Origin of the sequence: Pseudomonas sp. DR208 (genome assembly GCF_019823005.1) — a bacterium.
GTDB lineage: Bacteria > Pseudomonadota > Gammaproteobacteria > Pseudomonadales > Pseudomonadaceae > Aquipseudomonas > Aquipseudomonas extremorientalis.
In genome coordinates this window covers 6,071,248-6,093,718 of sequence record NZ_CP081944.1, presented here as the reverse complement: position 1 = coordinate 6,093,718, position 22,471 = coordinate 6,071,248, and the positions used below count along the sequence as shown (strand labels likewise).

Here is a 22,471-nt window from a genome sequence, read left to right as displayed (position 1 = left end):
GGTGGGGTCATAGGTTGATTTCGACTTCGCCCAACCGCCCACCGTGCGGCCCGAAACTGCGTTCCACCATCCGCCGCGTCCCGTCGGCATTCACGATCAATGCCGTGCTCGCCCGCGTCCCGTAACTCGGGCTGGCAATAAACACGCTGGATAAAAGGCTTTCCGTCGCCAACCCCACCCCAGTGTCCGGCAAGTCCGCAAACGGCGCGGTCCGTGGGTCACTCAAAATATCCAGCAACGCCTCTGGTTGCGGATCATCCAGAACCGCGCTCAACGCCGCCCTGGCCTTGAGCAACTTGGGCCACGGCGTATCCAGCCCCGCGTTGGATAGCCCATACACCCCGGCCTTCAGGCGCGTGGGCTCGGTATGGTTGGCGTTGTAATGCCACAGCTCATCCCGCGTGCCCACCAGCAGATTGAATCCGGCATATTCAATCGAACGGCCGTTAACATCGGCTAAATATTCGTCAATCGGCAGCGAACCGTTGAGAAACCGCGCCACTAATTCCCCCCGTGACTTACGGGCCGGCGGTTGGTGCGGATCACGGATATTGGTCAGGGCAGCGAAGCGCCCGTCGGCATTCACGCCCAGCCAAGTGCCACCGGCTTCCTGGTCACGGCCGGCGTACACCTGTGGCGCATCCGGCCACTGGGCCAGCGGCAGGCTGGGGCGGGCGTAGAACTCATCGCGGTTGGCCGCGACGATCAGCGGCTGGGCGTGGCCCGGCCGCCAGGCAAAAACAATCAGGCACATCAGGCGATCCCTTTTGTGTTTTCGGCCACTCTACCCACTCAAGCAGAGGCGTTCCATCGTATCCAGTTGGGTCGCATGCCTTCCATCCGTTAACATGCCGGACTTGGTTCGGGGGCTCCCATGGAATTTCTGCTGTATTTGCTGCTCGGCGCCTGTGCGGGTGTGCTCGCCGGGCTGTTCGGCGTGGGCGGCGGGATCATCATCGTGCCGGTGCTGGTGTTCAGCTTCACCTTGCAGGGGTTTGACCCGCAGGTGCTGACCCACCTGGCGGTGGGTACTTCCCTGGCGACGATCATCTTTACCTCGGTGAATGCCGTGCGTGAACACCACCGGCGGGGCGCGGTGCGTTGGCCGATCTTTGTGTGGATGACCGTGGGCATCCTGATTGGCGCCGGCTTTGGCGCGCTGACTGCCGAGGCGATTTCCGGCCCGCACCTGCAAAAGATCATTGGCGTGTTTGCCTTGCTGGTGGCCGTGCAACTGGCCCTGGAGGTCAAGCCCAAGGCCAGCCGTACGGTGCCGGGCAAGGTTGGCCTGACCGTGGCGGGGACGTTTATCGGCTGGGCCTCGGCGATTTTCGGAATTGGCGGCGGTTCGCTGACCGTGCCGTTCCTGACCTGGCGCAGCGTGCCGATGCAGCAGGCGGTGGCCACTTCATCGGCCTGTGGCTTGCCGATTGCGGTGGCCAGTGCATTAAGTTTCATGATTCTGGGCTGGCATGACCCGCTGTTGCCCGCTCATAGTCTAGGGTTCGTGTATTTGCCAGCGCTGTTGGGCATTGCCCTGACCAGCATGGTGTTCGCCCGTTTCGGCGCACGCCTGGCGCATCGCTTGTCGCCGCGTTTGCTCAAGCGGCTCTTCGCCGGGTTGCTGTTCTGTGTCGGTTTGAACTTTTTGCTTTGAAAAAACTTGAGTAATGCAGGCTTAATCGCGGCCCGGCATGGTCCGCACGCCTAACGAATGATTTAACGAGGAGTCGCAATGCTGCCTTACCCGCAGATCGACCCGGTGGCCCTGGCCATCGGTCCGCTGAAAATCCACTGGTACGGGTTGATGTACCTGATCGGCATCGGCGGTGCCTGGTTTCTGGCCTCCCGACGCCTGAACCGGTTCGACCCGACCTGGACCAAGGAGAAACTCTCCGACATGGTCTTCTGGCTGTCGATGGGGGTGATTGTCGGCGGGCGACTCGGCTACGTGCTGTTCTATGATCTGTCCGCGTACATCGCCAACCCGACATTGATCTTCGAAGTATGGAAAGGCGGCATGGCGTTCCACGGCGGCTTTATCGGTGTGATGATCGCTGCCTGGTGGTTCGGTCGCCGCAACGGCAAGTCGTTCTTCCAACTGATGGACTTCGTCGCGCCGATGGTGCCGATCGGCCTGGGCGCCGGGCGTATCGGCAACTTCATCAACGCCGAGTTGTGGGGCAAGCCGACCGACGTGCCGTGGGCCATGGTGTTCCCGCCGTTCAGCGATCCGGCGCAACTGCCGCGCCACCCGTCGCAGCTCTACCAGTTTGCGTTGGAAGGCGTGGCGCTGTTCCTTATCCTGTACATCTTTTCGCGCAAACCGCGCCCGACCATGGCGGTTTCCGGCATGTTCGCGCTGTTCTATGGGATCTTCCGCTTTATCGTCGAGTTCGTGCGTGTGCCGGATGCGCAACTGGGCTACCTGGCGTTCGGTTGGGTGACCATGGGCCAGATCCTCAGCCTGCCGATGATCATCGGTGGCCTGGGCCTGCTGTGGTGGGCGTACAACCGCCCGCAACCTCTGAAGAACACCGCGCTTTAAATTCGAATGCCCAGGTCTTTATCTGGCCTGGGCTTCAACGATACGGGTACCAACATGAAGCAATATCTCGAGCTACTGAACGACGTCGTGACCAATGGACTGACCAAGGGCGATCGCACCGGTACCGGCACCAAAGCCGTGTTTGCCCGTCAGTATCGGCATAACCTGGCCGACGGCTTCCCGCTGCTGACCACCAAGAAGCTTCACTTCAAAAGCATTGCCAATGAACTGATCTGGATGTTGAGCGGCAACACCAACATCAAGTGGCTGAACGAAAACGGCGTGCGCATCTGGGACGAATGGGCCACCGAAGATGGCGATCTGGGCCCGGTGTACGGCGAACAGTGGACCGCCTGGCCAACCAAGGACGGCGGCACGATCAACCAGATCGACTACATGGTCCACACCCTCAAGACCAACCCCAACAGCCGCCGCATCCTGTTCCACGGCTGGAACGTCGAGTACCTGCCGGACGAAACCAAGAGCCCCCAGGAAAACGCCCGCAACGGCAAACAAGCCCTGCCACCGTGCCACCTGCTGTACCAGGCGTTCGTGCATGATGGTCACCTGTCGATGCAGTTGTATATCCGCAGCTCCGACGTCTTCCTCGGCCTGCCGTACAACACCGCCGCGCTGGCCTTGCTCACCCATATGCTGGCCCAGCAGTGCGACCTGATCCCCCATGAGATCATCGTCACCACCGGCGACACCCACGCCTACAGCAACCACATGGACCAGATCCGCACCCAGCTGGCGCGCACGCCGAAGAAGCTGCCGGAACTGGTGATCAAGCGCAAACCTGCGTCGATCTACGACTATAAGTTCGAAGACTTCGAGATCGTGGGCTACGACGCCGACCCAAGCATCAAGGCCGACGTGGCTATCTGATCAATGCCCATGGCTGCGCCCTACATGTGAGGGCTCAGCCTCACTGGCCAGCACACTCCCGCTGACTTCCAGCCGCTGCAGAATCCCGCACTGATTCCCGCCGCCACAGCGCTGGCGCAGGTCCAGCAATTGCTCCTGCAACGCCAACAGCCCATCGATCCGCGCTTTCACGTGGTGGATATGCTCGTCGATCAGCGCATTCACGCTTTCGCACTGGTCCTGAGGGCTGTCCCGTAGCCCCAGCAGGCTGCGGATTTCTTCCAGGGTCATGTCCAGGCTGCGGCAATTGCGGATAAACACCAACCGCTCGGTGTGTGCCTGGGTGTATACGCGGTAGTTGGCGTCGGTGCGCGCCGGCGGCGGCAGCAGGCCTTCCTTCTCGTAGTAACGGATGGTTTCCACCGGGCAGTCGGTCAGTTTGGCCAGTTCGCCGATCTTCATCGCAACAATCTCCAAATGGGTGCTTGACCCTATAGTGGCTACAGGGTCTTTACTTGGCAACAGGCACCTTTACGGACGCGACAGAATGAGCGATTCCATCCACACCCCGCATAAACACGATCATGATCACGATCATGGCCCGAAAAAACTCACGCCTGTGCATGACCATGGCCACGGCGGCGCCTGCTGTTCCGGCACCCCGGCCCCGGCGTTGGTGCAATTGAGCGAAGCGCCCACCGCCGGCTCGCGGCTGAGCACCTTTCGCATCGAAGCCATGGACTGCCCCACCGAGCAGACGCTGATCCAGAACAAACTGGGCAAGCTTGCGGGTGTGCAGCAACTGGAATTCAACCTGATCAACCGCATCCTCGGTGTCACCCACGATCTGCCGACGACCGCGCCGATCATCGACGCCATCAAGTCCCTGGGCATGCAGGCCGATCCCGTCGAAGAAGGCACACCCGCCGCCGAACCGCCCGCCAAGAAACACTGGTGGCCGCTGGCGTTGTCCGGCATCGGCGCGTTGGGCGCCGAAGTGCTGCACTTCACCAGCGCCGCGCCGACCTGGGTGATTGCCATCGTGGCGCTGTTGTCGATCCTCAGTGGCGGGCTCACCACCTATAAGAAGGGCTGGATTGCCCTGAAAAACCTCAACCTGAACATCAATGCCCTGATGAGCATCGCGGTAACCGGCGCGATCCTGATCGGCCAGTGGCCGGAAGCGGCGATGGTGATGTTCCTGTTCACCGTGGCCGAGTTGATCGAAGCCAAATCCCTGGACCGTGCGCGCAATGCCATCAGCGGCTTGATGCAGATGACGCCCGAGCAGGCCACCGTGCAGCAGGCTGATGGGTCTTGGGCTGAACAAGAGGTCAAGAGTATCGATCTTGGCGCCATCGTGCGGGTAAAGCCTGGCGAGCGTATCGGCCTGGATGGCGAAGTCACCGCTGGCCAATCCACGATCGATCAGGCGCCGATCACCGGTGAAAGCCTGCCGATTGAAAAGACCGTGGGCGACAAAGTCTTCGCCGGCACCATCAACCAGGCCGGTTCCCTGGAATATAAAGTCACTGCCGCCGCCAACAACTCCACCCTGGCGCGCATCATTCACGCGGTGGAGCAGGCCCAGGGCGCACGGGCACCGACCCAGCGCTTCGTCGACAGCTTCTCGAAAATCTACACCCCGGCGGTGTTCCTGTTTGCCCTGGGCGTGGCGGTGATCCCGCCGTTGTTCATGGCCGGTGCCTGGTTCGACTGGATCTACCGCGCCCTGGTGCTGCTGGTGGTCGCCTGCCCGTGTGCACTGGTGATTTCCACCCCGGTGACTATCGTCAGCGGCCTCGCGGCGGCAGCGCGCAAAGGCATCCTGATCAAGGGCGGCGTGTACTTGGAGGGCGGTTACAAGCTCGACTACCTGGCCCTCGACAAGACCGGCACCATTACCCACGGCAAACCGGTGCAAACCGATTACCTGGCGCTGTTCCCCAACGTCGAAGACAGCGCACCGGCATTGGCCGCCAGCCTGGCTGGGCGTTCCGATCACCCGGTGTCGCTGGCGATCGCCAATGCGGCTGTGGATAAAAATCTGCCTACCCACATTGTGGATAACTTCGCCGCCCTGGCCGGTCGCGGCGTGCGCGGCGAGATCAACGGCGAAACCTACCATTTGGGCAACCACCGCCTGGTGGAAGACCTGGGCCTGTGCTCGCCGGAGCTGGAAGAAAAACTCTTCGCCCTGGAGAAGCAAGGTAAGTCCGTGGTGCTGCTGCTCGACAAGTCCGGCCCACTGGCGCTGTTCGCCGTGGCCGACACGGTCAAGGACAGCAGCCGCGAAGCCATCCAGCAGTTGCACGAACTGGGCATCAAGACTCTGATGCTTACCGGTGACAACACCCATACCGCCCAGGCGATTGCCGCCCAGGTTGGCATCGACCAGGCCCAGGGCGACCTGTTGCCGACCGACAAGCTGCAAGCCATCGAAACCCTCTACGGCCAAGGCCACCGCGTGGGCATGGTCGGCGACGGCATCAACGACGCCCCGGCCCTGGCCCGCGCCGAGATCGGCTTTGCCATGGCTGCAGCGGGTACCGACACGGCCATCGAGACCGCTGATGTGGCCTTGATGGACGATGACCTGCGCAAGATTCCGGCTTTCATTCGTCTGTCGCGGCAAACGTCGAGTATCCTCAAGCAGAACATCGCCCTGGCGCTGGTGATCAAGGCGATCTTCCTCGCGGTCACCTTCCTGGGCATGGCCACGATGTGGATGGCGGTGTTCGCCGACATGGGCGTGAGCTTGCTGGTGGTGTTCAATGGCCTGCGCCTGTTGCGCAAATAGACGATGAGAGGGTGGTGTGCTGAGTGCCGAGTTGAAGGCGTTTTATATGGTCGCCCGCCTGGGCAGCATTACCCAGGCGGCGAAAAAACTCGGCCTGAGCCAACCCACGGTCACCACCCAGATCCGCAATCTGGAAAGCCAATACGGCATTGAATTGTTCTACCGTGGCGGGCGTCGCCTCACCGTCAGCGACGAGGGCGCGCGGCTGCTGCCGATGGTCAAGGCGCTGTTGCAGCAGGAAGCGGATATCGAGTTTTTCCTGCGCAACAACGGCCAGGTCCAAGGCGCACTGAGGATTGCCGCGACGGCGCCGTACTACATCCTCGACCTGGTCAAAGCCTTTCGCGAACGCCTGCCGCAGGTGGAAGTGTCGGTGGAAATCGGCAACTCCCAGCAGGTGCTCGAAGCGCTGGACGATTACCGCGTCGACGTTGCCGCCTCCTCGCAACTGCTCGAAGACCCACGCCTGATTCGCCGCGTACTGGGCACCGATCCCCTGGTGTTGGCGGTGCACCGCAACCATCCGTTGGCCAAGCTCGACCATGTACCGCTCAACGCATTGGCCGGGCACACGCTGTTGATGCGTGAAGCGGGCTCTACCACGCGACGTTTGACCGAAGAACTGTTGCAGAGCGCAGGTGTGAGCTTTGGACCGCTGCTGGAAATCGGCAGCCGCGAGTCGATTCGTGAAGCGGTGCTGCGCAACATCGGCATCAGCATCATTGCCCGCCAGGAAGTGCCCCATGACCCGCAATTGCGCGTGCTGACCATCGAGAATGCGCCGCAGATTCCTGAGTATCTGTACTGCCTCAAAGAACGGAAAAGTGCTCGCCTGCCGGCGGCTTTTCTGGGGTTGGCGCAGGAAATGTCGCCGCTCTGAAGCGTGGTGATCGCCTTGAGGGCCAATCGGGGGCAAGCCCCCTCCCACACTTGACCGAGTTCCAACATGAGAACGGGGTCTAATGTGGGAGGGGGCTTGCCCCCGATAGCGATAGACCAGGCACTCAGCACTGAGAGCCCTACCCAAATCCACCAATACCACTATCGCCGCGTTTTGCCTTTCTGCCACATCAGGGACGCATTGCCACCCTAGCATGGCCCTCATCCGTTCGATGAGGTGCCTTGCATGAACACAGCCCTGACCCAACCCGGCGCGCCCATGAGGGTGCGGGGTATCCAGAAACGCTTCGGCGCCTTTACCGCGCTGGACAACGTGTCCCTGGACGTCGCCGCTGGCGAGCTGGTGTGCCTGCTGGGCCCGTCCGGTTGCGGCAAGACCACCTTGCTGCGCTGTATCGCCGGCCTGGAACGCCAGGACAGCGGCGAGCTTTACCTGGGCGACCGCGATGTTTCCCTGCTGCCGCCCCAGGCGCGGGACTACGGCATCCTGTTCCAGTCCTACGCGTTGTTTCCCAACCTCACCGTTGAAGCGAACATCGGCTACGGCCTCACCGGCAGTGGTCGCGATGAAGTGCGCCAGCGTGTTGGCCAGATGCTCGAACTGGTCGGCCTGGTCGGTAGCGAAAAGAAATACCCCGGCCAGCTGTCCGGTGGCCAGCAGCAACGCGTCGCTTTGGCGCGTGCCTTGGCGCCCGCGCCTTCGTTGTTGTTGCTGGATGAACCGATGTCGGCCCTCGACGCCCGCGTGCGTGAGCATCTGTGCACCGAGCTGCGCCAACTGCAACGGCGCCTGGGCATCACTACGTTGATGGTCACCCACAACCAGGATGAAGCGATGCTGATGGCCGACCGTATCGCCGTGATGAACAACGGCAAGGTCGAGCAATACGCCACGCCCCAGGAGGTCTACGACCGTCCGGCCACGCCGTTCGTGGCGGAGTTTGTCGGCCAGGGCAATTGGCTGCCGTTCAGCCGCAACAGTGCCAGTCACGCCCAGGTCGGCGGGATGAACATGCGCCTGGCCGACGATGCCGGCATGGCCAAGTCCGGGCGCCTGTTCTGTCGCCCGGAGGCGATCAGCGTCAACCCGCCGGTGCATGAAGAAAACCTGTTCCCGGCCAAGGTGCGCGAGATCACCTTCCTTGGCAACCGCTGCCGCATGAGCTTTGAGCTGGAGCAATTGCCCGGCCACCCGCTGCTCGCCGAACTGGCCCCGGAAGCCATGCCGCGCCTGGGGGCACAGCACATCTGGGTGGCCTTGCCGCCGCGCAGCCTGCAGGTGTTTGCCTGAGATGGCTGCTGTGATGACACTGCCACGCCAGGTTTCGCGCGCCGAAACCGGCGACAGAGTTTTCGTCGTCGGCGGCAAACTGCTGTGGCTGTTGCTGTTGGGTATCGCTGTATTGATGCCGTTGCTGGCGATCTTCTGGCGCGGTTTCAGCAGCGAGGCCGGGCAGGGCGGTGGCCTGGTGGCGGCGCGGGAGCTGGTGACCAGCGCCAACTTCCATTGGCTGCTGGGCAATAGCCTGAAAGTGTCCCTGAGCGTGGCGGCCATCGTCGTACCGCTGGCTTACCTGTTTGCCTACGCCCTGCAACGCACCTTGATTCCCGGCAAGGCGATCTGGCGCGGTATGTCACTGCTGCCGCTGATGGCGCCGTCGATGCTGCCGGGCATTGCGCTGGTCTATCTGTTTGGCAACCAGGGCATGCTGCGCGGGCTGCTTTCGGAGAACATCTACGGTTTCTGGGGCATTGTGCTGGGGGAGGTGATCTACACCTTCCCACATGCCTTGATGATTCTGCTGTCGGCGCTGTCCCTGGCGGATGCACGCTTGTTCGATGCCGCCTCCAGCATGGGTGCCAGCCCGGCCCGGGCGTTTCGCAGCATCACCTGGCCGGCCACGCGCCAGGCGGTGTTCGCCGCGTTTTGCCTGGTGTTCACCCTGACCATCACTGACTTTGGTGTGCCCGTGGTGGTGGGTGGCGATTATCAGGTGCTGGCCCTGGAGGCGTACAAGGCGGTGGTCGGCCAGCAGCAGTTCGGGCGCGGTGCGCTGATCGGCATGGTGTTGCTGCTGCCGGCGTTGTTCAGCTTTGGGGTGGATGCCTGGCTGCGCCGCCGTCACGGCGACTCGATGAGCGGCCGTGCGCAAGTGTTTCAACCGGTGCCATCGGCCTTGCGAGACGCCTGCTACCTGGCCATCGTGCTGCTGATCTGCGCGGTATTGCTGTTGGTGTTTGGCATGGCGGTGTATTCCTCGCTGGTGAAATTCTGGCCGTACAACCTGTCGCTGTCCCTCAACCATTACCAGTTCGAGGACACAGCCGGCGGCGGTTGGCTGGCTTACCGCAACAGCCTGACCCTGGCCCTGTGCACCGCGTTGATCGGCAGCGTGCTGATCTTCACCGGCGCCTACCTGATGGAAAAAACCAAGGGCCAGAAGGGCCTCAACCTGGCCCTGCGCATGCTCAGCTTCGTGCCGATGGCCGTGCCGGGCCTGGTGCTGGGCCTGGGCTACGTGTTCTTTTTCAACCTCAACGGCAATCCGCTGCATGTGTTCTACGGAACCATGACCCTGCTGGTGGTGTGCACCATTGCGCATTATTTGACCACTGCACAGATGACCGCGACCACCGCACTGCGCCAGCTCGACGCCGAGTTCGAAGCCGCCGCGCTGTCCCTCAAAGCGCCGCTGTACCGGCATTACTTGAAGGTGACGGTGCCGATCTGCCTGCCGGCGCTGCTGGACATCGTGCGCTATCTGTTTGTGTCGGCGATGACCACCGTGTCCGCCGCGATCTTCCTCTACAGCCCCGACACCATCCTCGCCGCTGTCGCCGTGCTGAACATGGACGACGCCGGCAACGTGGGCGGTGCGGCGGCCATGTCGACCCTGATCCTGTTCACTTCGGCCGGCGTTTCGCTGCTGCTGGCGTGGGCTTCACGTGGCGCGTTGCGCCGCTCCCAAGCCTGGCGCCAGACCGCGCCCGGGCAATAATCCTGAAGGAGGTGTTCCATGTTCAAGCCCCTGGCGCTGGTCGCGGCGGTACTCACGGCATTCAGCGTGAATGCCTTTGCCGCAAAAACCGAATTGACCGTGTACACGGCCCTCGAAGCCGAGCAATTGAAGACCTACAAAAAGGCCTTCGAACAGGCTAACCCCGACGTCGAGATCAAATGGGTGCGTGATTCCACCGGCATCATCACCGCCAAGCTGCTGGCCGAGAAAGACCGCCCGCAAGCCGACGCAGTGTGGGGCCTGGCCGCCTCCAGCCTGGCGATCCTCGACCAGCAAGGCATGCTGGACAACTACGCGCCCAAGGACCTGGACAAGATCGGCAAGAACTATCGCGATGCCGCCAACCCACCGGCGTGGGTCGGCATGGACGTGTGGGCGGCGACCATCTGCTTCAACACCGTTGAAGCCGAGAAACAGGGCCTGACCAAGCCGGTGAGCTGGCAGGACCTGACCAAGCCTGAGTACAAGGGCAAGATCGTCATGCCCAACCCGGCCTCGTCCGGCACCGGTTTCCTTGACGTCAGCGCCTGGCTGCAGACCTTCGGCGACAAGCAAGGCTGGCAGTACATGGACGACCTGCACCAGAACATCGGCCAGTACGTTCACTCCGGGTCCAAGCCGTGCAAGCTGGCGGCTTCCGGTGAATTCCCGATCGGCATTTCGTTTGAATACCCGGCGGTACAGCTGAAACGCCAGGGCGCGCCGTTGGACATCATCCTGCCGAAGGAAGGCCTGGGCTGGGACATCGAAGCCACCGCGGTGATCAAAGGCACCGCGCACAAGGACGCCGCGCAGAAACTCGCCGACTTCTCCGCCAGCCCGGCGGCCATGGAGCTGTACAAGGACAACTTTGCCGTGCTCGCCCAGCCGGGTATCGCCAAGCCGCAGACCGAATTGCCGGCCGACTACGAGCAGCGTTTGATCAAGAACGACTTTGCCTGGGCGTCGAAGAACCGCGACAGCATCTTGACCGAGTGGCGCAAGCGCTATGACGGCAAGTCGGAGAAAGTGGCAGGGCAGTAAGGTTTTTCGTTGGGGCTACTGGCCTCATCGGGGGCAAGCCCCCTCCCACACTAATCGAACTGTGGGAGGGGGCTTGCCCCCGATGGCGGTCTGCAAAACAGGACATCACGATATGACACACCACAGCGACCTGCTGATCATCGGCGCCGGCATCCTCGGCCTGTCCCACGCCTACGCCGCCGCCAAACGCGGCCTCAAGGTCAAGGTGTTCGAACGCAGCGCCACGCCCTTGGGCGCTTCGGTGCGCAACTTCGGCCAGGCGCTGGTGACCGGCCAACCACCGGGGCCGATGCTCGACCTGGCACGCGAAAGCCGTGAGATCTGGGGCCATTGGGCGCAGGTCGCCGGGCTGCAACTCAAGCGCAACGGCGCCTACCTGTTCGCCCGCACCGAAGCCGAAGAGCATCTGCTGGAAGCGTTCTGCGCTGGCCGTGCGCAGGAACACGGCTACAACGTCGACCTGCTGCAAGGCGCAGCGATGAAAGACCTGTACGGCGGCCAGTTCCGCCATCACCGCGCTGCGCTGCATGGCAAGGACGATCAGCAACTGTATTCGCGCGAAGCGATCCCTGCGCTGATCAACTACCTGGCGCAAGAGCTGAAGGTGCAGTTCTACTTCTCTACGCTGGTGCGCGACGTCGAACCGGGCCAGTTGCACAGCACGGCAGGCAGCTTTCGCGCTGAACAGATCATCGTGTGCTCCGGCCACGACTACCAGACCCTGCTGGCCGAAGCGATGACCGAACTCAACCCGAGCATCTGCCGCCTGCAAATGCTGCGCGCGCGGCCAGCGGTGAACCTGAACCTGCAACACGCGTTGCTCACCGGCTTGAGCTGCGTGCATTACGGCGCCTTTGCCGACCTGCCGGAAGCCGCGCCGGTGCAGGCGCAAATCCTGCGGGAGGCACCGCACCTGCATGAGCACGGTATCCATTTGCTGATCAGCCCGACGCCCCATGGCGAACTGATCATCGGTGACTCCCATGACTACGGCAGCGATGCATCGCCGTTCAATGCCGAGCAGGTCGATGACTGGATGATCGCGCTGGCCGAGCAGACCCTGGGCTGCAAGATCCAGGTCGTGGAGCGCTGGCAGGGCGTGTACGGCTCACGCGGGCCGGCGCCGTTTTCGTTCCTGCGGGCGGCGCCGGGTGTGAGCGCGGCGTTGATGCACACCGGTGTGGGCATGAGCGTGGGGCCGGCAATGGCTGAGCGAAATATCACAACCTTGTGGGGGGCGGCGTGATCAACCCGGAACAGACCATCGCCGAAGTCTTCGGCTTGTACGAACAGCACGGCACGGCGGATTACATCGGCGAGCCGGTGTCGCAGATCGAGCACATGTCCCAGGCTGCACAGTTGGCCATGGCCGAAGGCTTCGATGATGAAGTGGTGCTGGCGGCGTTTTTCCACGATATCGGGCACTTGTGCGGCGAGGGCGGCGAAAACATGGGCGGCTATGGCGTGGTCAGTCATGAGCGGCTCGGCGCCGATTACTTGCGTCGTGCAGGCTTCAGCGAGCGCATGGCCAAACTGGTGGAGTATCACGTGCAAGCCAAGCGCTACCTGACCTTCAGCCAGCCGGGCTATTACGCCCGCCTGAGCGAAGCCAGTCATCGTACGCTCGGGTATCAAGGCGGTGTGATGACGCAAGAAGAAGCCCAGGCGTTTGAGCAAGACCCGCTCTGCGAGATCAGCCTGCGCATGCGCCATTGGGACGAACAGGCCAAGGCAATGCACGTGCCGGTGCTCGACCTTGAAGTGCTCAAGGCAAAGGCGCGGCAGGTGCTGGCGGCTTAGGTTTCGTCGAGGCGCCGGGCCAGTGCTTCGATCTGTTCCTGGCGCTCGGCCTGGCTGAGCCTGGGGTGAGGGTTGAGCGACGACCACTGCGGGTGGGCGCGGGCTTTGTGCAATGCATCCGGCAACTTGCCCTCGCGCCAGGTCTTGTCCTGGGGCGTGTCGACCTTGATGCTGTGCATCGCCGCATGGCCGCGCAGGTCCAGGGCCTTGAGCAACTGGCGTTGGCGCAGGGCGAGCAGGCGCAATACGCTGTCGTCCACGGTCAGCTCGCGCTGGCCTTTGATCTTGCCCAGCAGCCGGCTGCCATAGCTGCGTGCGGTTTGCAGCGCGCCACCGGCAATGGCGCCGGCCAGGGCGGCGGCGCCCAAGGTCAGGCCGCCGACCAACAGATCCACACCGGCACCCGCCGCTGCGCCTGCGGCGATCCCGCCACCGACGCGCACGCCGAGTTGCTTGAGAGTTTCCGGGTTGAACAGGTCGTCGCCCCAGCGCCCGTCCAGCAGCGGCAGGTCACTGGCGGCGGCATCCTGCGGGCGGAAGCCGAACAGCTTGAGCAGCGCTTCCACACACTTTTGTTCGCGTTGGCGCACGGCTTTGCGCAGGTCGCCGATGGCGTGTTGTTCATCTTCGGTGACCACGCTACGGCGGCAGGCGGCGCAGTCGATCAGCAGTTCGGCGATCAGCCGGGCGGCGCTTTGCTGACGGGCCTGACGCTGCGCCTCTTGATCCAGGATCAGCCGTTCCAATTGCGGCCGTGCGTTTTCCAGCAGCAGGGCGAGGCTTTCATACAGGCGCCGCTCGCCGTCTTCCGGCGGTGCCACGCTGTCGAAGCGCACCAGCGCGTGCAGGCCAAGCCGGGCCAGGGCTTCGCGCCAGTCCGGCTCGCGGTGGTCGCTGCTGCTGACAAAGTTGAGCACCGGCAGCAACGGCTTGCCGCAACTGGCCAGCACTTGCAGCTCGTCGCGGTACTTGGCCAGTACCGGCTCGCGGGCGTCGATCACATACAGGCCGGCGTCGGAGGCCAGCAGTTGGCGCAGCACCTTGGCTTCCTGTTCGAAACGCTGGCGCGCTTCGCTGCCTTCCAGGAACCGCGCCAGGCGGGCCGGGCCGTCGAGGCGTTCGCCGGGGCGATCCAGGCGCTCCAGGTAATCGAGCAGGGCGATGGCGTCTTCCAGGCCGGGGGTGTCGTACAGCTCCAGCAGGGCTTCGCCGTCGACCGACAAGCGTGCGCCTTCCACATGCCGTGTGGTACTGGGACGATGGGACACTTCGCCGAAGCCCACATCTCGCGTAAGGGTGCGCAGCAGCGACGTCTTGCCGACATTGGTGTGGCCAACCACGGCGAGTTTCAGGGGCTTAGTCATGACCGGTCTCCAGCCAGTTCAGCGGTGCGCAGTCGGCAAAGGGCAATTCAAGCTGTTGCAGCGCGGTGTGCCAGTCGCCCAGGCGCTCGGCGTCGAGGGCCTGGCCGGGCGGCGCTTGCAGCAGCCACACGCGGGTGGCGGTGGCGCTGCGGGCGAGTTCGGCGATCAGCGCCAGGCTGCCGCGATCCGGCGAGCGGCGCGGGTCGCAGGCGATGGCCAGGCGTGCGGGCGGGAAGCGCGTGAGTTGTTCCAGCAGTTTGTTGCGCGATTCGCGGCTGTCGAGGATCCCGGCGTTCTTCACGTTGTGCGGCAGTTTGGGCGGCCAGGGGCGCTGGTCGTCCAGCTCGATGGCCACCAGCAGCGCGCCGTCGCTTTGCAGTTCGCTGACGCCGCCGCTGACGTGATGCAGTTGTTCGGGGGCGGCATCGTTGACCCCGAGGCGCTCACTGCTCGGCATCAGGCGCTCGCGCAATTGGCTGTAGCCGGGCAGGTTGAGGTCCAGGCGCAGGGCGGCGCGTCCACGTTTCCAGCGCCACAGGCAAAGCAGGGCAAGGATCAACCTGGGCAGCAGGCCATAGACCAGCAGCACGCCCACCAGCCACGCGGCCCAGGCCTGGCGGGCGCTTTCGATATTCAGCGCGGAATCGCCGCTGGCGCGGATCATCTCGACGGTCGGCACATTGAAGCCCAGCAGGGCGGGCAGGGTGCCGAGGGCCTGGGTGACGGCGACGAAGGTGTCGGCGCCGAGAATGGTGGTTTCCCACACGAAGCCGTAGCGGCGGGTGGCGAGCAGTGTCAGCAGAATCACCAGGGCGCTGAGCAACGCCAGCAACCACAGGCTATTGACCAGCACACCTACGGCCCAGCGATTGAGTTTCTGCCGTTGCAGCAATAGCAGCAGTGCGGGCGCCAACTGCGCAGCCTTCGCGTCACGGGCGAGTTTTTCGCTGAGCCATAACCACAGTCGCCCCAGGCTGGCGCTGTGTTCACCGGCAAACAGCAGGCCCAAGGCCCAACTGATCAGCAGGATCAGGTTCAAGCCGAGCAAGCTGCCCAAGGCCCAGAACACATTCACCGGGACCAGGCCGTTGCCCAGCGCGGCAAAGGCCAGGCCCGCGCCGCTGATCACCGCGACGACCGCCAGCAGCACCAGCGCCAGACGTGCGCCTTTCAACCAGCGGGTGAGGGCGGTCGTGAGCCCATCGCGCTCGGCCAGGTGCAGGGCGCGGTGCTGGATGCGCGTCGGCAGGTCGCCACCGGCGGTCCGGGCCAGGCGGTTGGCTTCCAGGTCTTCCAGAGGGCCGGCGTGTTCTTCGCGCAGGCGCACGGTTTCTGTCAGCCAGAGTGTGTGCAAAGGAGTCACGCGTTGTCCTGTCGTGTTTGTGAGCCTGGAGCATAACCCCTGGCTCGGGGCTCTGGTATTCTCGTCGCCATGAAAAAAACTCTCCCTTTAAGCCTGATCGCAGCCCTCGGTGAAAACCGTGTGATCGGCGTCGACAACAGCATGCCCTGGCATTTGCCGGGGGATTTCAAATATTTCAAGGCCACCACGCTCGGCAAGCCGATCATCATGGGGCGCAAGACCTGGGACTCCCTGGGCCGACCGCTGCCGGGGCGCTTGAACATCGTGGTCAGCCGTCAGACCGATCTGGCGCTGGAAGGTGCGGAAGTTTTTCCGTCTCTGGAGGCCGCGGTGGAACGCGCTGAGGAATGGGCAAAGGCGCAAGGCGTTGACGAGCTGATGCTGATCGGCGGCGCGCAGTTGTATGCGCAGGGGCTGGAGCAGGCGGATCGCCTGTATTTGACGCGGGTGGCGTTGAGCCCGGAGGGGGATGCGTGGTTTCCGGAGTTTGATCGGGGCCAGTGGCAGTTGGTTTCCAATCTGGAGAATCCAGCTGAAGGTGATAAGCCTGCTTACAACTTTGAAGTCTGGGAAAAAGCCTAAAAGCATCGGGGGCAAGCCCCCTCCCACATCTTGACCGTCAAGTGTGGGAGGGGGCTTGCCCCCGATTGCTATCTATCAGGCTTGCGCTAATTCCGCATGCTCATCCGCATTCAACAACGCCTTGTCCGTCTGCCCCATGACCTGGCTGGTAATCGCCCCCGCCGTCATCGAGCCATTCACGTTCAACGCCGTACGGCCCATGTCGATCAGCGGCTCCACGGAAATCAGCAGCGCCACCAGTGACACCGGCAAGCCCATGGCCGGCAGCACGATCAGCGCGGCGAAGGTCGCACCGCCGCCCACGCCGGCCACACCGGCCGAACTCAGGGTCACAATCGCCACCAGGGTCGCGATCCACAGCGGGTCCAGCGGGTTGATGCCCACGGTCGGCGCGACCATCACCGCCAACATCGCCGGGTAGAGGCCGGCGCAACCGTTCTGGCCGATGGTCGCGCCGAACGAGGCGGCAAACCCAGCGATGGATTGCGGGATGCCCAGGCGACGGGTCTGCGCTTCAATGCTCAGCGGGATCGCCGCCGCGCTGGAGCGGCTGGTGAAGGCAAAGGTCAGCACCGGCCACACCTTGCGGAAGAAGCGCAGCGGGTTGATCCCGGCCAGGGACAGCAGCAGGCCGTGCACCACGAACATCAGGCCCAGGGCCAGGTACGACACCACCACGAAACTGCCGAGCTTGATGATGTCTTGCAGGTTGGAGCCGGCGACCACTTTGGTCATCAGCGCCAATACGCCATACGGCGTCAGCTTCATCACCAGGCGCACCAGGCGCATCACCCAGGCTTGCAGGGTGTCGATGGCGTTGAGGACTTTCTGGCCCTTTTCCACGTCATCCTTGAGCAGTTGCAGCGCGGCAACCCCCAGGAATGCGGCGAAAATCACCACGCTGATGATCGAGGTCGGCTTGGCCCGGGCCAGGTCGGCGAACGGGTTGGCCGGCACGAACGACAGCAGCAGTTGCGGGATATTCAGATCGGCGACCTTGCCCGCGTAATCGCTCTGGATCACTTGCAGGCGCGCCATTTCCTGGGTGCCGGCCACCAGGCCTTCGGCGGTGAGGCCGAACAGGTTGGTCAGGGCGATGCCGATCAGCGCCGCAATCGCTGTGGTGAACAGCAGCGTGCCGATGGTCAGGAAGCTGATCTTGCCCAGGGACGAGGCGTTGTGCAGGCGTGCCACGGCGCTGAGGATCGACGCGAATACCAGCGGGATCACGATCATTTGCAGCAGTTGCACATAACCGTTGCCGACCAGGTCGAACCAGCCGATGGAGGCCTTGAGTACCGGGTTACCGTCACCGTAGACCGTGTGCAGCACGGTGCCGAACACCACGCCGAGTACAAGGGCAAACAGCACCTTCTTGGCGAGGCTCCAGTTTGTGCGACGGGTTTGTGCCAGGCCCAGCAACAGGGCCACGAACACCAGTAAGTTGAGAATCAGGGGCAGATTCATTGAAGCTCCGTTGAGAAGGCAGCCAATCGCGCGAGCCTGCGATTGCGAACCGGAAAGCCTAACAGCTTGAAATATATTGATTTAATACCGATATGGAATGGTGACTGTCGTTTTTGGAATAAGCCCTTGACGCTCAGGCACATGTCCTTGGCGCGTTCACGACGCAAGCGGTCGTGCTCGGGCGATAACTGTCACAGGGATTTGTTAGCGTCGATGTTTTTCACTCAGGGAGAAACGCATATGAAGCTCGCTTCGAGATTGTTTGCCGCCGCACTGTGCTTGGGCCTTGCCGGGCCAACCATGGCTGCTACCGAGTTGAAACACTGGCCGGCCCCGGCCGCCGAGCAACTGAACAAAATGATCGCCGCCAACGCCAACAAGGGCAATTTCGCGGTGTTCGACATGGACAACACCAGCTACCGCTACGACCTCGAAGAGTCCCTGCTGCCCTACATGGAAAACAAGGGCCTGATTACCCGCGACAGCCTTGATCCGTCGCTCAAGCTTATGCCGTTCAAAGACACCGCCGACCATAAGGAAAGTCTGTTCAGCTACTACTATCGCCTCTGCGAAGTGGACGACATGGTCTGCTACCCGTGGGTTGCCCAGGTGTTCTCGGGGTTCACCCTCAAGGAGCTCAAAGTGCAGGTCGATGAGCTGATGGCCTCCGGCAAGCCCGTGCCCGTCACTTATTTCGAAGGCGACGCCATTAAGAAGTCCGAGGTGCAACCGCCGAAAGTCTTCACCGGCCAGGCCGAGCTATACAACAAACTGATGGAAAACGGCATCGAGGTGTATGTGATGACCGCCGCTTCCGAAGAGCTGGTGCGCATGGTCGCCGCCGATCCGAAGTACGGCTACAACGTCAAGCCCGAGAACGTCATCGGCGTGACCACCTTGCTCAAGGACCGCAAGACCGGCGAGCTGACCACCGCGCGCAAACAGATCATCGCCGGCAAGTATGACGAAAAGGCCAACCTGGGCCTGGAACTCACGCCCTACCTGTGGACCCCGGCGACCTGGATGGCCGGCAAGCACGCGGCGATCCTCACCTACATCGACGAATGGAAAAAGCCGGTACTGGTGGGTGGCGACACCCCGACCAGCGATGGCTACATGCTGTTTCACGACGTGGACGTGGCCAAGGGTGGTATCCACCTGTGGATCAACCGCAAGGACAAATACATGACCCAGTTGAACGGCATGATCGCCAAGCACGCGGCGGCGCAGGCCAAGGAAGGGTTGCCGGTGACGGCGGACAAGAACTGGGTGATCGTCAAGCCTGACGAAATCCAGTAACACCGCGGCGCTTGTTATCGGGGGCAAGCCCCCTCCAACATTTTTATCTATTGTTATTGGGGTTTGGGCCAGGCAAAAAAATGCCCCGCACTTGGCGGGGCATTTTCATGGGCGAGGCTTACAGGCCGTCGAGCATCGCCTTGTTACGCACCGCGCCCTTGTCGGCACTGGTGGCCAGCAGGGCATAGGCTTTCAATGCGGTGGTGACTTTGCGCGGACGCTTCTCCACCGGTTTCCAGCCTTTCTTGTCCTGCTCGACCCGGCGTGCCGCCAGTTCTTCGTCGCTGATCAACAGGTTGATCGAGCGGTTCGGAATGTCGATCAGCACCTTGTCGCCGTCCTGCACCAGGCCAATTGCGCCACCGGCAGCGGCTTCCGGCGAAGCGTGGCCGATGGACAGGCCCGAAGTACCGCCGGAGAAGCGGCCGTCGGTCAGCAAGGCGCACGCTTTACCCAGGCCCTTGGACTTCAGGTAGGACGTCGGGTACAGCATTTCCTGCATGCCCGGGCCGCCTTTCGGGCCTTCGTAGCGGATGATCACGATGTCGCCTTCCTTCACTTCGTCGGCGAGGATGCCGCGCACGGCGCTGTCCTGGCTTTCGAAGATCTTCGCGTTGCCTTCGAACACATGGATCGACTCATCCACACCGGCGGTTTTCACCACGCAGCCATCCAGGGCGATGTTGCCGTACAACACGGCCAGGCCGCCTTCTTTCGAGTAGGCGTGCTCGACACTGCGGATGCAGCCGTTTTCACGGTCGTCGTCGAGGGTGTCCCAACGGGTCGACTGGCTGAACGCGGTTTGCGTCGGGATACCGGCCGGGCCAGCCTTGAAGAAGGTGTGCACGGCTTCGTCGTCCGTCAGGGTGATGTCCCACTTGGCGATGCCTTCGGCGAGGGACTTGCTGTGTACGGTCGGCAGGTCGGTGTGCAGCAGGCCGCCACGGGCCAGGGAGCCCAGGATGGAGAAGATCCCGCCGGCGCGGTGCACGTCTTCCATGTGGTACTTCTGGATGTTCGGCGCGACCTTGCACAGTTGCGGCACGTGGCGGGACAGGCGGTCGATGTCGCGCAGGTCGAAATCGATCTCGGCTTCCTGGGCCGCGGCCAGCAAGTGCAGGATGGTGTTGGTGGAACCGCCCATGGCGATGTCCAGGGTCATGGCGTTTTCGAACGCCTTGAAGTTGGCGATATTGCGCGGCAATACCGACTCATCGTTCTCGCCGTAGTAACGCTTGCACAGCTCGACGATGGTGCGGCCGGCCTGCAGGAACAGTTGCTCGCGGTCGCTGTGGGTGGCCAGCGTCGAGCCGTTGCCCGGCAAGGCCAGGCCCAGGGCTTCCACCAGGCAGTTCATCGAGTTGGCGGTGAACATGCCGGAGCACGAACCGCAGGTCGGGCAGGCGCTGCGCTCGTATTCCGCGACCTTCTCGTCAGAAGCGCTGGAATCGGCGGCGATGACCATGGCGTCGACCAGGTCGAGGCCGTGGGAGGCCAGCTTGGTCTTGCCGGCTTCCATCGGGCCGCCGGAGACGAAGATCACCGGCACATTCAGGCGCAGGGCGGCCATCAGCATGCCAGGGGTGATCTTGTCGCAGTTCGAGATGCAGACGATGGCGTCGGCGCAGTGGGCGTTGACCATGTACTCGACGGAATCGGCGATGATCTCGCGGCTCGGCAGCGAGTACAACATGCCGTCATGGCCCATGGCGATGCCGTCGTCCACGGCGATGGTGTTGAATTCCTTGGCCACGCCGCCAGCGCGTTCGATCTCGCGGGCGACCAGCTGGCCCAGGTCCTTGAGGTGCACGTGACCCGGTACGAACTGGGTGAACGAGTTGGCAATCGCGATGATCGGCTTCTTGAAGTCGTCATCTTTCATCCCCGTGGCACGCCACAGTGCGCGCGCGCCGGCCATGTTGCGGCCGTGGGTGGATGTTTTCGAGCGGTAATCTGGCATGGAGCACTCCGGGCGGCTAATCGGTATCAAAAGGGAGTGAGCTTCTATTGACGTCTGGAACACCCGAAAAATGGCCGTGTGTCCGGAAGTTGCCACTCGCGTCGCGGGATCGCCGCTTGCTTGGGCCTCGAGCTCATAAACCCGCCGGGGGATGACTGGCGATGAATAGGCCGATTCTACACCGCTGGCGGCGGGAGGGAATGACCGAAACCGTGAAGATAGCGGCTACGGGACGTGCGGGCGGGTCAGCGTCCGGTTCTGGCATTGGTCAGCCAGCCCCACAGGCTGAAGACGATGAAGCTCAGGGCGATGCTCATCAATAGGTTGGATCCGGTCTGCGCCAGGGCGGCACTGCTGATGGCGGCGGTCAGGAACATGATGCTGTTCCCCGCCGAGGCAGCAGTGCCCGCGCTGCTTGAGAACAGCAGCATCGCCTCAGAAATCGCCGCCGGGCGAACCAGCGTCACGGCCAGGGCGCTGATTAACATCGGGATGAGCAACGTCACAGTGGTGATGGCGTCCAGGCTGACGATCAGCGTCAACAGCACGCCAGCGACGAGTAGCAGCCCCAGGCCGATATTGATTTGCCGGGACAGCACAATGCGCTTTTGCAGGTACGAGGCTGCAACGCCGCCCAGCAGATAGGCCACGCCGTACACCATCAGCACCAGCGCGTACTGGTATTCGGAGAGCTTCAGCGCATCCATGAAAATCAGCGGTGTCACGCTGATCAAGGCGAAATAACACGCGAATACCAATGCGGCGATCCACCAGTAGCGCAGGAAGTCGCGATTGCGGGCGACGGCTTTCAGCGTGCCGATGATCGACACCGGCGTGCGGCGCGGGCTGGCGGACTTGGACGGCAGGATGCAGAGGGCATGGATCAACATGCCCAGTGCCATCACGGCGAACCCATAAAAGCTGCCTTGCCAGTCGAAGGTGGTTTGCAGCCAGGAGCCGATCAACGGCGACAGCGCGACGAATGAACCGCTCAGGGTCATGTAGTAAAGGCGCACTCGAGCGCGGTCCTGCTCCTCGAACAGGTCTTCCACCAGTGCGTGGCCTAATACAAAAAAGCCGCAGCCCAGGGCCTGGACAGAGCGAAACAGCAGGAAGGTCAGGTAGTCCGTTGCCATCGCGCAACCGATCGCACCCAGGATCGACAACGTGATGCAGCCCAGCAGGACTTCCTTGCGGCCCCATTTGTCCGACAGTGGGCCGGCGATCAGTTGGGAGATGGAAAAGACCAGGGTGAACAGGCTGATGGACAGCGCAACCTCTGCGCTTGGCGTGTCGAATCGGGCCGCCAGGGCAGGGAATGAGGGCAGGAGAATATTGATCGGAAAGAAGCTGATCAATGAAATGCAGGTAATGAGGATGAAGCGGGAGAGGTAGGGCCCAGACATTGTTTTTGTTTTCCGGAATAAAACCAGAAACGAATACTAGTCTGCGAAAAGTGGAATTCAATCAAAAGCGTT

Annotated in this window: 19 protein-coding genes; 12 read left to right on the top strand and 7 right to left on the bottom strand. The window is 62.7% G+C overall.

Going from position 1 to position 22,471, the window contains the following annotated elements:
- Positions 1-7 precede the first annotated feature (7 nt).
- Positions 8-754 carry an NRDE family protein gene (locus K5K89_RS27650; RefSeq protein WP_071490410.1) on the bottom strand — a complete coding sequence of 249 codons (747 nt, stop codon included), beginning with the start codon at positions 752-754 and terminating at the stop codon, positions 8-10.
- Between the two features lie 120 nt (positions 755-874).
- On the opposite strand from K5K89_RS27650, the gene K5K89_RS27645 reads away from it, so the two are divergent.
- From K5K89_RS27645 to K5K89_RS27635, 3 genes are all read left to right on the top strand, one after another.
- On the top strand, positions 875-1,657 hold the full coding sequence (locus K5K89_RS27645; RefSeq protein ID WP_071490409.1) for a sulfite exporter TauE/SafE family protein: 783 nt from the start codon (positions 875-877) through the stop codon (positions 1,655-1,657).
- Positions 1,658-1,735: 78 nt separating this feature from the next.
- Positions 1,736-2,548, top strand: coding sequence for a prolipoprotein diacylglyceryl transferase (gene lgt, locus K5K89_RS27640; protein WP_071490408.1), 813 nt, complete (start codon positions 1,736-1,738; stop codon positions 2,546-2,548).
- A gap of 54 nt (positions 2,549-2,602) precedes the next feature.
- A complete protein-coding gene (locus K5K89_RS27635) occupies positions 2,603-3,436 on the top strand; it encodes a thymidylate synthase (protein ID WP_092241868.1) in 834 nt (277 codons plus the stop codon).
- Here the strand turns inward: K5K89_RS27635 and cadR are convergent, their stop codons facing one another.
- The gene (cadR, locus tag K5K89_RS27630) at positions 3,437-3,877 is read right to left on the bottom strand and encodes a Cd(II)/Pb(II)-responsive transcriptional regulator (RefSeq protein ID WP_071490406.1); all 441 of its coding nucleotides are present in this window, start codon (positions 3,875-3,877) and stop codon (positions 3,437-3,439) included.
- An 85-nt stretch (positions 3,878-3,962) separates the two neighbouring features.
- Between cadR and K5K89_RS27625 the strand changes: the two genes are divergently transcribed.
- The 7 genes from K5K89_RS27625 to K5K89_RS27595 all read left to right on the top strand — a co-directional run bounded on the left by K5K89_RS27625 (position 3,963) and on the right by K5K89_RS27595 (position 12,958).
- Positions 3,963-6,215 (top strand): heavy metal translocating P-type ATPase, encoded by a 2,253-nt coding sequence (locus K5K89_RS27625; protein WP_222540602.1) that lies wholly within the window; start codon positions 3,963-3,965, stop codon positions 6,213-6,215.
- A gap of 16 nt (positions 6,216-6,231) precedes the next feature.
- Complete coding sequence (locus K5K89_RS27620) at positions 6,232-7,095, top strand: LysR family transcriptional regulator (RefSeq protein WP_071490404.1); 864 nt, start codon at positions 6,232-6,234, stop codon at positions 7,093-7,095.
- A gap of 246 nt (positions 7,096-7,341) precedes the next feature.
- Positions 7,342-8,406 carry a putative 2-aminoethylphosphonate ABC transporter ATP-binding protein gene (locus K5K89_RS27615; protein WP_222540601.1) on the top strand — a complete coding sequence of 355 codons (1,065 nt, stop codon included), beginning with the start codon at positions 7,342-7,344 and terminating at the stop codon, positions 8,404-8,406.
- Position 8,407: 1 nt separating this feature from the next.
- Positions 8,408-10,114, top strand: coding sequence for a putative 2-aminoethylphosphonate ABC transporter permease subunit (locus tag K5K89_RS27610; protein ID WP_222540600.1), 1,707 nt, complete (start codon positions 8,408-8,410; stop codon positions 10,112-10,114).
- Positions 10,115-10,132: 18 nt separating this feature from the next.
- A complete protein-coding gene (locus K5K89_RS27605; RefSeq protein WP_071490401.1) occupies positions 10,133-11,158 on the top strand; it encodes a putative 2-aminoethylphosphonate ABC transporter substrate-binding protein in 1,026 nt (341 codons plus the stop codon).
- A 112-nt stretch (positions 11,159-11,270) separates the two neighbouring features.
- Positions 11,271-12,404: a TIGR03364 family FAD-dependent oxidoreductase gene (locus K5K89_RS27600; RefSeq protein WP_222540599.1), complete on the top strand. Its 1,134-nt coding sequence runs from the start codon at positions 11,271-11,273 to the stop codon at positions 12,402-12,404.
- Positions 12,404-12,958 carry a phosphonate degradation HD-domain oxygenase gene (locus K5K89_RS27595; protein WP_222541762.1) on the top strand — a complete coding sequence of 185 codons (555 nt, stop codon included), beginning with the start codon at positions 12,404-12,406 and terminating at the stop codon, positions 12,956-12,958. Before K5K89_RS27600 ends, K5K89_RS27595 begins: the two co-directional genes overlap by 1 nt.
- Here the strand turns inward: K5K89_RS27595 and K5K89_RS27590 are convergent.
- Both K5K89_RS27590 and K5K89_RS27585 read right to left on the bottom strand, forming a co-directional pair.
- Positions 12,955-14,322 (bottom strand): DUF3482 domain-containing protein, encoded by a 1,368-nt coding sequence (locus tag K5K89_RS27590; RefSeq protein WP_222540598.1) that lies wholly within the window; start codon positions 14,320-14,322, stop codon positions 12,955-12,957. The genes K5K89_RS27595 and K5K89_RS27590 overlap by 4 nt on opposite strands.
- Positions 14,315-15,685 carry a DUF2868 domain-containing protein gene (locus tag K5K89_RS27585; protein ID WP_222540597.1) on the bottom strand — a complete coding sequence of 457 codons (1,371 nt, stop codon included), beginning with the start codon at positions 15,683-15,685 and terminating at the stop codon, positions 14,315-14,317. The genes K5K89_RS27590 and K5K89_RS27585 overlap by 8 nt, the downstream gene beginning before the upstream one ends.
- 69 nt (positions 15,686-15,754) lie before the next feature.
- On the opposite strand from K5K89_RS27585, the gene K5K89_RS27580 reads away from it, so the two are divergent.
- Positions 15,755-16,267, top strand: coding sequence for a dihydrofolate reductase (locus tag K5K89_RS27580; protein WP_071490397.1), 513 nt, complete (start codon positions 15,755-15,757; stop codon positions 16,265-16,267).
- A gap of 75 nt (positions 16,268-16,342) precedes the next feature.
- On the opposite strand, the gene K5K89_RS27575 is transcribed toward K5K89_RS27580, so the two are convergent.
- Positions 16,343-17,734 carry an L-cystine transporter gene (locus K5K89_RS27575; protein ID WP_071490396.1) on the bottom strand — a complete coding sequence of 464 codons (1,392 nt, stop codon included), beginning with the start codon at positions 17,732-17,734 and terminating at the stop codon, positions 16,343-16,345.
- Positions 17,735-17,974: 240 nt separating this feature from the next.
- On the opposite strand from K5K89_RS27575, the gene K5K89_RS27570 reads away from it, so the two are divergent.
- A complete protein-coding gene (locus K5K89_RS27570) occupies positions 17,975-19,033 on the top strand; it encodes a haloacid dehalogenase-like hydrolase (protein WP_371322027.1) in 1,059 nt (352 codons plus the stop codon).
- Between the two features lie 118 nt (positions 19,034-19,151).
- On the opposite strand, the gene ilvD is transcribed toward K5K89_RS27570, so the two are convergent.
- Together ilvD and K5K89_RS27560 are read right to left on the bottom strand one after the other, a co-directional pair.
- Positions 19,152-20,993 (bottom strand): dihydroxy-acid dehydratase, encoded by a 1,842-nt coding sequence (gene ilvD / locus K5K89_RS27565; protein WP_024077932.1) that lies wholly within the window; start codon positions 20,991-20,993, stop codon positions 19,152-19,154.
- Positions 20,994-21,238: 245 nt separating this feature from the next.
- Complete coding sequence (locus K5K89_RS27560) at positions 21,239-22,399, bottom strand: MFS transporter (protein WP_222540596.1); 1,161 nt, start codon at positions 22,397-22,399, stop codon at positions 21,239-21,241.
- Positions 22,400-22,471 lie beyond the last annotated feature (72 nt).